The 12,388-nt window shown below is 36.0% G+C and carries 13 protein-coding genes; 8 read left to right on the top strand and 5 right to left on the bottom strand.

The features are described 5' to 3' along the window. Positions 1-8: 8 nt before the first annotated feature. From BMW30_RS03210 to BMW30_RS03195, 4 genes are all read left to right on the top strand, one after another. Complete coding sequence (locus BMW30_RS03210) at positions 9-695, top strand: response regulator transcription factor (RefSeq protein ID WP_091473829.1); 687 nt, start codon at positions 9-11, stop codon at positions 693-695. Further along, the gene (locus tag BMW30_RS03205; protein WP_091473827.1) at positions 692-1,690 is read left to right on the top strand and encodes a sensor histidine kinase; all 999 of its coding nucleotides are present in this window, start codon (positions 692-694) and stop codon (positions 1,688-1,690) included. The genes BMW30_RS03210 and BMW30_RS03205 overlap by 4 nt, the downstream gene beginning before the upstream one ends. 101 nt (positions 1,691-1,791) lie before the next feature. Then, the gene (locus BMW30_RS03200; protein ID WP_377910938.1) at positions 1,792-2,547 is read left to right on the top strand and encodes an ABC transporter ATP-binding protein; all 756 of its coding nucleotides are present in this window, start codon (positions 1,792-1,794) and stop codon (positions 2,545-2,547) included. Beyond that, complete coding sequence (locus tag BMW30_RS03195; RefSeq protein ID WP_091473825.1) at positions 2,537-4,480, top strand: FtsX-like permease family protein; 1,944 nt, start codon at positions 2,537-2,539, stop codon at positions 4,478-4,480. Before BMW30_RS03200 ends, BMW30_RS03195 begins: the two co-directional genes overlap by 11 nt. Positions 4,481-4,528: 48 nt before the next feature. On the opposite strand, the gene BMW30_RS03190 is transcribed toward BMW30_RS03195, so the two are convergent. Next, on the bottom strand, positions 4,529-5,128 hold the full coding sequence (locus tag BMW30_RS03190) for a histidine phosphatase family protein (RefSeq protein ID WP_180366192.1): 600 nt from the start codon (positions 5,126-5,128) through the stop codon (positions 4,529-4,531). Positions 5,129-5,514: 386 nt separating this feature from the next. On the opposite strand from BMW30_RS03190, the gene BMW30_RS03180 reads away from it, so the two are divergent. From BMW30_RS03180 to BMW30_RS03170, 3 genes are read left to right on the top strand one after another with little or no spacing between them, the layout of a single operon-like run. After that, positions 5,515-6,141, top strand: coding sequence for a GNAT family N-acetyltransferase (locus BMW30_RS03180; protein WP_091473820.1), 627 nt, complete (start codon positions 5,515-5,517; stop codon positions 6,139-6,141). Next, the gene (locus BMW30_RS03175) at positions 6,113-7,318 is read left to right on the top strand and encodes a M20 metallopeptidase family protein (RefSeq protein WP_091473818.1); all 1,206 of its coding nucleotides are present in this window, start codon (positions 6,113-6,115) and stop codon (positions 7,316-7,318) included. Before BMW30_RS03180 ends, BMW30_RS03175 begins: the two co-directional genes overlap by 29 nt. Before the next feature lie 16 nt (positions 7,319-7,334). After that, positions 7,335-7,718: a fimbrial protein gene (locus BMW30_RS03170; protein WP_091473816.1), complete on the top strand. Its 384-nt coding sequence runs from the start codon at positions 7,335-7,337 to the stop codon at positions 7,716-7,718. Positions 7,719-7,767: 49 nt separating this feature from the next. Here BMW30_RS03170 and BMW30_RS03165 read toward each other — a convergent pair whose 3' ends face one another. The 4 genes from BMW30_RS03165 to BMW30_RS03150 form a co-directional block, all read right to left on the bottom strand. After that, complete coding sequence (locus tag BMW30_RS03165) at positions 7,768-8,724, bottom strand: LCP family glycopolymer transferase (protein ID WP_091473814.1); 957 nt, start codon at positions 8,722-8,724, stop codon at positions 7,768-7,770. A 79-nt stretch (positions 8,725-8,803) separates the two neighbouring features. After that, complete coding sequence (locus tag BMW30_RS03160; protein WP_091473812.1) at positions 8,804-9,166, bottom strand: hypothetical protein; 363 nt, start codon at positions 9,164-9,166, stop codon at positions 8,804-8,806. Positions 9,167-9,233: 67 nt separating this feature from the next. Next, entirely contained in the window at positions 9,234-9,836 is a 603-nt protein-coding gene (rpsD, locus tag BMW30_RS03155) for a 30S ribosomal protein S4 (protein WP_091473810.1), read from the bottom strand. A 237-nt stretch (positions 9,837-10,073) separates the two neighbouring features. Then, positions 10,074-10,544: a GAF domain-containing protein gene (locus tag BMW30_RS03150; protein WP_377910933.1), complete on the bottom strand. Its 471-nt coding sequence runs from the start codon at positions 10,542-10,544 to the stop codon at positions 10,074-10,076. Positions 10,545-10,642: 98 nt separating this feature from the next. Between BMW30_RS03150 and BMW30_RS03145 the strand changes: the two genes are divergently transcribed. Beyond that, on the top strand, positions 10,643-12,343 hold the full coding sequence (locus tag BMW30_RS03145; RefSeq protein WP_091473808.1) for a septation ring formation regulator EzrA: 1,701 nt from the start codon (positions 10,643-10,645) through the stop codon (positions 12,341-12,343). Positions 12,344-12,388: the final 45 nt, after the last annotated feature.

The raw sequence follows: 12,388 nt of genomic DNA, 5'->3' as shown, positions 1-12,388 counted from the left end.
TGATGATATTGGCAAAAATTTTAATCATAGAAGATGATGCGACATTATTTAATGAATTGAAAAATCGATTTGAAGAATGGGATTACACAATTGAAGGTATTGAAGACTTTTCAAATGTAATGCAAACATTCATTGCAATGTCACCAGAACTCGTCATAATCGATATTACATTACCAAAGTATGATGGATTTTATTGGTGTCGAATGATTCGTGATGTTTCGAATATACCTATCATCTTCCTATCGTCGAGGGACCATCCGACAGATATGGTAATGGGGATGCAGCTTGGTGCGGATGACTATGTACAAAAACCATTTAATTTTGATGTGTTAAAAGCGAAAGTAGAAGCACTGATTCGCCGCACGTATGAATATCATCCACAAGCGTTAGATGTTTTTAAATTCAGGGATGCTATCTTTGATTTTAAGAAATTAAGAGTGACACTTGGTGATGAAGAGATTGAGCTAACAAAAAATGAAGCGTTTATATTATCCTTACTTTCTCAAAAGGTAAATCAAGTCGTTAGTCGAGATGAGATTATCGAAGCACTTTGGGATGATGCTAGATTTATTAGTGACAACACGCTTACAGTCAATGTGAATCGCTTGAGAAAAAGACTAGAACAAATCGGTTTAACGCAAGCAATTGTGACAAAAACAGGATATGGTTACTTGCTGAAAGAAGAATTGTCATGAAGATGTACATCAAGGAGTATTATCCATATTTTATATTGCTCATTATCATTAATGTTTCTATTCTTTTTATCAGTTATATTGATCCATTAGTGCCTATTCATGCACTGATCTATATTGTTTTAATCAACCTGTTCATCACAGCAATTGGTGTGGGCATTGATTTCAACAGAAAAAAAGAATTCTATAGAAGTGTAAGAAAACTTGAGAAACATGAGGAAATTGATTACTTACCAAGTGAACGTTCAGCATTTCAGCAGGATTATTTTGATGTGTTAAGACGATTGAAGCAAGAATATAATAAAATGGTTGAAATAGAATCGAGCAGGACGAAAGAGAATTTAGACGAGATGACGCGTTTTATCCATGATTTAAAAATGCCACTGACAACGATGCAATTGATGATCAATGATTTAAAAGAAGAGGATCGTTCTAAAATTTTAACCGAATGGCAACGTCTCGATCAGAAGCTCAACGAAATACTCTATTTAAAACGTTTGCCTAATATTGAGAATGATCTGCATTTTGAAATGATAAAAATTCCGGACATCGTCAATCAGTCCATTCGTAAATTACGGACCATTTGCTTACATAAAGGAATTGGATTCGATATCCATTTTAATGTAACTGAAGTGGTGAGTGATGTGAAGTGGGTGACATTTGTCATTGATCAGCTTATTTCAAATGCAGTTAAGTATTCGGAGAATAATGATATTGAAATAAGAACGACGATGGCTGATGGTTATGTTATATTTTCGATTAAAGATTACGGGCGAGGTATTAAAGAAGCGGACATCAAACGAATCTTTGATGCTGGCTTTACGTCTACATCCCATAAAAATGATAACCAGTCGACCGGAATGGGGCTCTATTTAGCAGCACAAGCATCGAATGCGTTAGAAATTGGGATTGATGTGGAATCGGTGTACGGAGAACATACGATATTTGCTATCACGTTTCCAAAATTGAACCATATGACAGAAATTAGAACGATGTGACACAAATGTCATATCGTTTTTTTCTTTGTAATATGAATCAAACGCGAACGTTTTAAAGACGTACTATACTTAAGTTAATCATAAAAATGGAGATGACTCGAATGCTAACAGCAAAAAATATAGTTAAGACATATGGTACGCGTCAGAACAAAACGGAAGTGTTAAAAGGCATTGATTTAAAGATTGAAGCGGGCGAGTTCGTTTCAATTATGGGTGCATCTGGTTCAGGGAAAACAACATTACTAAATGTACTCAGTTCAATCGATCAACCGTCAAGTGGTGAGATTATTATTGATAACCAAAATATCGAGCAGCTAAGTAATCGTCAATTATCAGAGTTTAGAAAAAATGATCTCGGTTTTATCTTCCAAGAGTACAACTTACTCGATACTTTGACAGTGAAAGAAAACATATTGTTGCCGATGTCAATTCGTGACGTGTCAAAAAATGAGACGAATACACTGGTAGATACTTTAGTTAAGGAGTTAGGTATTGAAGAATCTGTAAACAAATACCCATATCAAATTTCAGGTGGTCAGAAGCAGAGAACTTCAGCTGCCCGTGCGTTTATTCATGAGCCAAAAATGATTTTTGCAGATGAGCCTACCGGTGCATTGGATTCTAAAAGTGCTACGGACTTGTTACAAAAGCTAAGAGACTTACAGCAGAAAAATCAGGCGACAATCATGATGGTGACGCATGATCCAACAGCTGCCAGTTATTCAGACCGTATTATTTTCTTGAAGGATGGACAAGTGTACTCAACGCTCGTTCGTGGTGAAAAGAAGCAGGATATGTATTACAGAGAAATTTTAGATACGCAACGCGTGCTTGGCGGTGTGAGACATGACGTTTAATCAAATTATATTAAAAAACTTTTTTAAAAATTTTAGTCGCTACGTCTTATACTTCCTCTCTTTAATATTCAGTGTGACACTGTTCTATTCATTCATCTTACTTGCGACGAATGAGATGACACTAGTACAAGTTGGAGAGCAAGACGGTGGACTCGATGCTTTATTGGCAGGGGCAGTTGTTATACTTGTCATCATTGTCACATTTACGATGTTTGCGAATTCATTGTTCATTAAGCGAAGAAATAAAGAATTCGCCCTATATAAATTAATTGGTATGACTGACAACAAAATATTGCGCATGTTATTTACTGAAAATGTCATCATTTATTTTGGCAGTGTTGTTACGGGGATACTTGTCGGTCTTTTGTTCTCTAGACTATTAAACATGATTCTCTTTAGATTGATGGGTATTGAATCGGTTGTAGATTTCCAGTTTAGTACAACATCATTGTTGTATACATTTTTACTCTTTGTTTTTATATTTATCATCTTAACGATTCAAAACGTATACTTTATTAAGAAAACGAAATTGATAACATTGATGAATCTTGGAGGCATTACAGAGACGAAGTATAAGCATCCAAATGTACTCACGTATATTTTAGGTATTGTTGGATTTGTAATGATCGTTGCAGGTTACTTTTTAAGTGAGAACTTATATGATATCGGTTTCGAATATCCTGTTATACTATTCCCACTCATGCTGATCATTCTGTTTCTAACTATCGTTGGTGCATATTTTATCTTTAAATTTACCGTTGCCCTCATATTAAATATTTATAGAAAATCAAAGAATGGCCATGTGAACGTCAACGATGTCGTTGCAACATCGACAATCATGTTTAAAATGAAATCAAATGCATTTCTACTGACATTAATCACAACGATCACAGCGATTAGTTTAACGGCAATGTCACTTGCTTACATCTCTTACTATTCAGCAGAGCGAATGGTGGAATCCAGCCATCCATATGATTACTCTTTAAATGCTTCTGGAGAGGTACCAGTGGAGAAGATAAGTGAAGCATTAGATAATGCAGGATATAGGTATGAATGGATCACGTTTGATTTTGTGACTATTGAATCAGAACAAGAAAATGAATCAATCAACAATGAATCTGGTAACTTCATGACATATGTAAATATCGTCTCTGATAGTCACCTTGAGGGATATGATTTAGAAGGTGACACAGGTGTTGTGACAGGTACTGCAGATATCATTGAAGAAGTACTGAACGCGACTGAATCTGATTTCTTCTCTTTTTCTAACGGAGAATACAGTAAGACAATTGAAATTATAGAGCGTCATGAAGATACAGTTATACCACCGATGTATGCATTCGGTGCAAATACAGTCGTTGTAGACGATGAAGTGTATGAAGAACTAGTTGCAGAAATGGGCGATAAAGTGCTCTCAATAGAAGAGGTTAATAGTATAGATGTTGAGAACAATAGTATGGACGTTCATGCATTCTTAGCAGAAGTTATGACTTCTGATGATGAAGATGTGTGGTATGGCTATACGAGTAAGATCGAAGATTCCATTTACATGATGCAGATCATGGGTCTTACAGTGTTCATCATGGGCTTCATTGGACTTGCATTCTTAGTTGCTTCTGGCTGTATATTGTACTTTAAACAGATTGTAGAAGGTGATGACGAGAAAGGGAACTTCACAATACTACGAAAGCTCGGGTTTACAGAGTCAGAGTTACTCCGTGGTGTTGCACTAAAGATGTTGTTCTCATTCGGTATACCACTTATTATTGGTATACTACACTCCATTTTTGCTGTTCGTGCAGGCTGGTTCTTATTTGGAACTGAGCTCATCGTACCGACAGTTACGGTAATCGTTATTTACACATTCCTATACTCAATCTTCGGGATGTTGTCATTGTTATACTATAGAAAAATTATTAAAGAAAGTTTATAGATTAAAATTAAAAGCTTTGAAATCTAAAAATAGATTTCAAAGCTTTTTCTAATGCGCCATGCCTTGATTTTTATTTTCCTTTTCGTTCGTCATCGTCAATGTGTTCATCTCTAATACATTACCATCTTTTCCATCATATGAAATACGGCTGACACTGCAGTTTTCAAGCGGGGATGTTTTAATACAAACAGCATTATCAAAGTGATTTAAAATTGCTTTAATTGTACGTGAATGTGCCGTCAGCAAGATATGTTTGCCAGGTCCTTGTTCCTCATATATTTTATCGAGCGCAACTTTCACACGTTCTGATAGACTTTCAAAACTTTCAATGTGTTCATCAATTCCATTTGGATAATTTTGAATGAGTTCTTTTATATCAGCACCTTCAAAATCGTAGAAGTTTTGTTCTTTTAAGTCATTAATTGTTTGAATTTCAAGATCGAAGTGTTTATTAATTGCTTCAGCAGTCTTTACTGCACGTGAAAGTGGGGAAGAATAAATCGCATCAAATGTTTCATTTTTAAGAAATTCACTCGCATATTTAGCTTGATCTAAACCGATGCTATTGAGTGGAACATCTAAAATCCCTTGGACTTTACCATGTAAGTTATAATCCGTTAAACCGTGTCTAACCAATGTTACTTGCACACAATCATTCCCTTTCAACTATTCTCGTGTATAATTTTAACATGGATACAAAAAAAATACGCTAAATGGAGTTCATTTAGCGCTTTCTGAGATAATTGATTTTGAATTGTGTATAGATTTCAGTATGATTGGGGTAAATTAATTTTAAAATCTTATTAGTATCGTCTAATGTATCATTACAAAAATACATGTTGAAGATGTTATTTAAAGTTTCTTTTTCCAATTGATGAGATTCTATCACTTCAAAATCTATCATTTGATTAGATGTGTCACTTACCTTAAGTAAAATCGGCATTAGATATCATCTCCTCACCTTCTACTCCTATATACCTTTTTATAATGAATGTAAACATGAGATGATAATTCAATGAAGGTTGTGTGAAAATATGGTAATTCAATACATTACTGTGAAGTATTTGTCAGATGTTGTCACATTACAAAATATAGTTTATAGTTATTTAGACAAAAAAGAGTTGCTTGAAACATTATCTGTGAATGAATTTAAAATATTATTAAACAGTCAATTTGCCGTTGGTATTTTTGATGGTGAACACCTCATTGCATTCCGTGCCTTCCTTGTGCCGAGTCATGATATGGATGATCATTTGGCAGATGATGTTGGGATAGATAAGGAAGGAACAATTTATTCCGAAGTGTCACTCGTTCATCCAGAATATCGCGGCCAACAACTACAGACGAAGATGGGGAAGTATTTAATCGATGATCTAAAACGATCTAGTGATTTAAAATATATACTAGCGACTGTCTCACCGAATAATATCCCGAGTTTAAAAGATAAATTTAAGTTAGGTTTTCGCATCTTAAAAACAAAATACAAATATGGCAATAAACTGCGTCATATTATGATGCGAGACCTACACGGTGAATCATTATATGAATTTGGAAAGTCAATACATGTATCATATCAAGATACCGATTGGATGATTGAAAACGGTCATCATTATATCGGAACGCGTTTAGAGAATGGAGAGATTCACTATTACAAAAGATGAGAATAACTTCACTTTTTTACAAGAAGACATCACTTCAGCTATTGAATTCAGACGTTTGTTACATCAGTATCCAGAGTTAAGTGGGGAAGAGTACCAGACGACACTGCATATTAAAGAAGTACTAGAGGCACATCAAATTCCTTATGAGTCTGTTCTAGATACTGGTGTCACTGCTATTATTGAAGGTGAGTTACCTGGTGCGACAATTGCTTTAAGAGCTGATATAGATGCCTTGCCGATTACTGAACAAAATGATGTATCTTATAAGTCGAAACACGTAGGTGTCATGCATGCATGTGGTCATGATGCGCATACTGCGATGATGCTTGCAGTGTGTAAAATTTTGAAGCGTCATCAACATTTAATTAATGGTCGTGTTATCATAGTATTTCAACCGAGTGAGGAAGATGCACCGATCGGTGGAGCGGGTCCTATGTTAGAGGCGGGCGTATTTGATACGTACAAGCCAGAAGCAATATTCGCACAACATGTTTGGCCAGGGTTAGAACTTGGGAAGTTTGGCGTCATGGCAGGACCGATAATGGGTAACTCAGATCGTTTTAAAATTACCGTCAAAGGTAAAGGTGGACATGCGGCTCAACCGCATACGACAGTTGATCCTGTCATCGTGACGAATCAAATCATCACAGCCATTCAATCGATAGTGAGTCGTAATGTGGATCCATTTGATCCGGCAGTCATAACAATTGGACAGATTAATGGTGGATTTGCACCAAACGTTATACCGGATGTTGTAGAACTAAAAGGATCGATGCGATCTTTATCGGATGCATCACGTCAGTTAATGAAAACACGACTATTGAATATTTCGAATGAAATTTCTGATGCACATGGTGCTGAAGTCGATGTTGAAATAAAAACCGGATATCCTGCAACAGTAAATGATCCAGAGTGGGCGAGTGTCGTCAGAAACGTAATTCAGGAATCGTATGGTAGTACCTCTGTTCCTACACTTCGGCCAAGTTTAGCGGGTGAAGATTTCAGCAAATTTTTATTAGAGTATCCAGGTGTATACTATTGGTTAGGTATCGACGAGGATGAACCATCGTATCCATTACATCACCCTAAATTTGATGTAAATGAAAAAGCATTTGAATTTGGTATCGATATTTTATTAAAATTAACAATAAGTGCACTTGATCAGCTAAATAACTAGGAAAAGGATAAAGTTCATGAAATTTTTTTTTAGTATTATTATGTTTAGTACATTACTAAGTAGTTGTACACTTGATATTGCATTTTTAAATAGTGAGCCAAGTGAAATTAATGATGAGACGATCATAGAGAGTGGGTATGTCAATTACCGTGGCATCATGGTCAATGATAGTGATATGATGACAACCATCCCATTGCGTGTTGATCCATCGAACACCTATGAAGTAACGCGTTCAAGTTACATTTCATACTATAATGATTTTTCATTTATAGAAACAGAACTGTTTACCGGCGGCGAATTTCCAAAAGTTGTTGACATACCTGAGGAAACGACACATATTCGAGTCAGCTTTAATATCGGTAATAAAGAGGCAATCGAGTTCAGAGAAGTGGAAGAGTAGTTTATATAGAAAAAAGCTAGAATCCAAGCCGGATTCTAGCTTTTTTTGGTTAATTTAAGTTCAAATTATCTTTCATAATAGAGCGTGCATTTTCTAAAGATGAATCATATGGATTGTAGTACCAAAGTCCATCCCCCTGGATACCACCTTCACCCTCAAGCTCAATTTGCTCAAGTGAATTTGCCGCATCTTGATATTTTGATATTAAATCATAAACTTCTGAGAACTTAACATTTGTGATTACATTTTCACCAAGTACGTCAAGAATACTATTGAAATTCGTCACTGTGTTTAACCCAACGATTTCATTACCCATCGCTTGAACGACTTGTTGTTGTCTTGCTTGACGCCCGAAGTCACCACCAGATCCTGCAGTTTTACGTGCTCTTGTATACATGAGTGCTTCTTCACCAGACATCGTATATGTTTGGTTGGCTTGGAAGTTGTAGTTCTCTATGCTAAATGTATCTTGGCTTGTCACGGTGACGCCACCAAGCTCATCAACGATATTCATAAACCCATCCATATCAACCGATACGAAATAGTCAATCGGTACTTCTAAGAAACTTTCAACTGTATCACGAGCCATCGTCGGTCCGCCGTACGAGTGGGCATGGTTAATTTTTTCCACACTACCGATACCGGAAATTGTTGTCTGTGTATCACGTGGGATACTCATGATTGTGCCTGTATCTGTTTCAGGATTCAACGTGACGATAATGATTGTATCGGAGCGATCACCACGGAGTTGTAGATCACGGTCCGCATCGCTGTCTGTACCAAATATAGCAACAGAAATCGGGTCGCCATCAGATAGATTTACTTCTACATCACGGTATTCACTCGTAATTGAATCAAATGAGGAATCATACATCTGTCCTGCTGTATTTTGTAGCTGGAAAAATATATATGTACCTGCTGCAATCACGACGATTAAACCGATAATGAGAATTGCAATGAACAATTTAATTGCGAGTGACATCGCATTATTTTTAGCTCTAGCCATTTAACTTTCTCCTTTAGTCTTACATGAGGTCATTATAAAATACATTTATACAAGAGTTCAAACAATTGTATTACTAATTCTAATTATTCTCATCAGATGGTGTAGCATTTTCTTCTTCAAGAGATTCTTCATATTCAAGTAAAAATTCGTCGACTTGCTGTTGAATATCCTGGTTCATATCAAATTCAAACGTTTCACCCGCGAACTCAAACAACATCGTTTCATTCTCATAGTCTACTGAAAAGCTTGGTCCTGTGATGTAGGCAGCAACGATACTTGCGATCGTTAAGACAAAGAATACGATTGTAAGTATACCAACGACTCTAATGCGCTTTTTCATAATTGCTAAAATGATGAGTATAATGAGTGAGATAAGAAATAACGCGCCCATTCCAAAGATGGATAGGAAGCTAAGCGTGAAAAGTAACACTTCAAATTGCATAAGCTACACTCCTTTTTATTTAATGAAAAAGTCTTGCAGCATTCGCGCTGCAAGACTTTGTAACAAATTATCTTGAGTAGTACTCAACGATTAACTGTTCGTTGATTTCTGCAGATAATTCTGAACGTTCTGGTTGACGTACGAATGTACCTTCTAACTTATCTTCATCGAAAGTTAAGTACTCAGGCACATAGTTGTTATACTCGATTGCTTCTTTAACGATATCAAGGTTACGGCTTTTCTCACGAAGTGAGATAACCTGACCAGCTTTTAATGTGTAAGACGGAATATCTACACGTCCACCGTCCACTAAAACGTGGCCGTGGTTCACTAACTGGCGCGCTTGACGACGTGTTCTTGCTAAACCTAATTCATAAACAACTGCATCTAAACGAGATGCAAGTAAGATCATGAAGTTTTCACCGTGAACACCTTTGATTTTACCAGCGCGGTCATAGATTGTACGGAATTGACGTTCGTTAATACCATACATGTAACGTAAACGCTGTTTCTCTTGTAATTGTAAACCATACTCAGATAATTTTTTACGCTGAGTTGGACCATGATCACCTGGTACGTAAGGACGTCTTTCGAGTTCTTTACCTGTACCTGTTAACGAAATACCTAAACGACGAGATTTTTTCCAAATGGAACCTCTGTAACGAGCCATAATGACTCCTCCTTAATATTTGTTTTATGGAAACAAACATCATAAGGTGTTTACCACTTATCAGCGTATATGTTCTAAAGTGCCTTCGCCTTATAGCTTCGGTTACGCAGCACACCAGCTCTTTTTATATATGGGGAACACATACTCACTCATAATGATCAACTGCTACTTACTCTGTTTATTAACACAATATAGAATTATAAGCTTTTTACCTTATAAAGTCAAGGTGTGAAGTGATTAAAGATGTTTAAGTAAAATATCGACAAATTTAACGAGACCAACTCGGTCTTCTTCAGTGAATCGATCATAAATTGGAGAATCGATATCTAGCACACCTATGCCCTTACCATCTTTGTAAATAGGAACGACGATTTCAGATTTACTGTTTGCATCGCATGCAATGTGACCAGGAAATGCATTCACATCATCAACGATAAACACATCATTGCTACGATATGCTAAACCACAGACACCTTTGCCAATCGCAATAGTCGTGCATGCAGGTAATCCTTGGAATGGTCCAAGTTCGAGTTGATCTGTCTCTTTGTTATGCAAATAAAAGCCAACCCAGTTAATATCTTTTAAAAAATAGTTTAGTAAACTTGATGCATTTGCTAATATAGAAGTCTGATTATGTTCATCTTTTGACAATGCATCGAACATTTGATGTAGCTGCTCATAATTTTTTATCTCTGTCGCTGTAAACAATGCGTCACCTCATTTAAATATTTAACAAATTATACATTTTAATGTTTAGAGTTTCAATATTTTAGTTTATACTTAAGTATGTTAGGAGGAATCTGACCATGTGGGTATATATTCTAATTGGAATAATTGTCGTCTTGATCATTGCTGTCGGCATATTATTATACATAAGAAATATGAAGAAAAATGAAGTAGAGAATTTAATATCAGAATTAGAACGTGTTAGACTCCTGCCATTTGATCAGTCAATTGCGAAGATGAAGCAATTCAATATGCACGGAGAAGCAGAACAAAAAACAAATGAATGGATCGATGGATGGCATCATTCACTGGACGTGAACGGTAATTCAGCTGAAGAAAAATTAGAGCAATCTAAACTTTTGTTAGAACAGTTTAAATTTAATGATGCAAAAGAGAACATGCAAGTGGCTGAAGGTGAGATTAAAACGGTTCAAGAAAACTTTGATTCAATGGTCGATGGTATCGATAATCTATCGAATCTGAACAAGCAATCAGAACGCTTATATACAGAATCGGATAAGCTCTTCCGTGAGGCAAAGCGCGATGTGCTCGCGAACGGTCACCAATATGGTGAGTCAGAGCGACCGTTAGAACGCCTTATCTTATCGTTTGAACCAGAGTTAAAAGAATACAAAAAATTAACGAACGATGGAAACTATTACACTGCGAATCAACACATCAATGATATTAAAGAAGATTTGGAAAGCTTGAGAGAAAATATGTTGGCTATTCCGAATATGATCCGTGTCGTACAAAAAGAGCTGCCCAACCAATTCCAAGACATTCGTTTTGGCTGTCGAGAATTAAAATCACAAGGGTATGATTTAGAACATGTTCAAGTAGAAAATACACTCTCTGACTTAAAGTTCAAACTTAATGAAATTGAACCCCTCATTACACAGTTAGAACTTGAAGAAGCGCAGGAGAGAATTGATGCTATCAACGGCACGATGGATGAGATGTTAGAACTTGTTGAACATGAAGTAAAAGCGAAAGCGACAGTTGAGGAGTATCAAAAGAAAATTTCAGATAAGCTATTTAAGGCGAAAGATACGAATTACGTTTTAAGAACTGAAATCGACTATATTAAAGATCAATTTTATGTAAACGAAGCCGATGCGCATAGCGTTCATAAATTTGAAAATGAAATAGAAAACCTTATTGATATATACGACGACATTGTGACGGAAACGAAAAAGAATATTACGCGTTATAGCCGACTTGTCGATAATGTTGAACACATTAAGGTAAATATCGATGAGATCAATAATGAACAAGAAGCGATTCAAGATTATTTTGTGACGTTGCGTGAAGATGAAAAAGAGGCGACGGAGAATAGCGCATATATTGAAAAGCGTAAAGACCAAATATATCGTGATTTAACGATGGCAAATTTAACAAGTGTTCCAGAGCGTTTCGTTGTCATGAAGCATGAACTTGACGTAAACCTTGCTGAGATAGTAAAATACTTTGAACGTCGACCGATGAACATCAAGTTAATCAAAGACAAAGTGAATCATGTTATGATAGATTTAAATAAATTCGAGCAAGAAGTATACGAAGTACTTTACGAAGCAGGTTTAACAGAACTTATGATTCAATATGGAAATAGATATCGCACGAGTGACGAAGCATTTAACAGTCGTCTAGAAGAAGCAGAACGTCTGTTTAGTGATAACCGTTATAAGCGTGCATTAGAAATTGTTCAAGATGCGTTAGAGAAAGTTGAACCTGGCGCGGTAAATAAAATCATCAATGCTTTTGAGAATGAAAATAACTAGACTTAGGGCCAACTCCTAAGTCTTTCTTATGTTTAGGAGTGAAAT

This window comes from Aliicoccus persicus (genome assembly GCF_900110815.1).
Lineage (GTDB): Bacteria > Bacillota > Bacilli > Staphylococcales > Salinicoccaceae > Aliicoccus > Aliicoccus persicus.
This window is presented reverse-complemented; position numbering and strand designations above follow the sequence as displayed.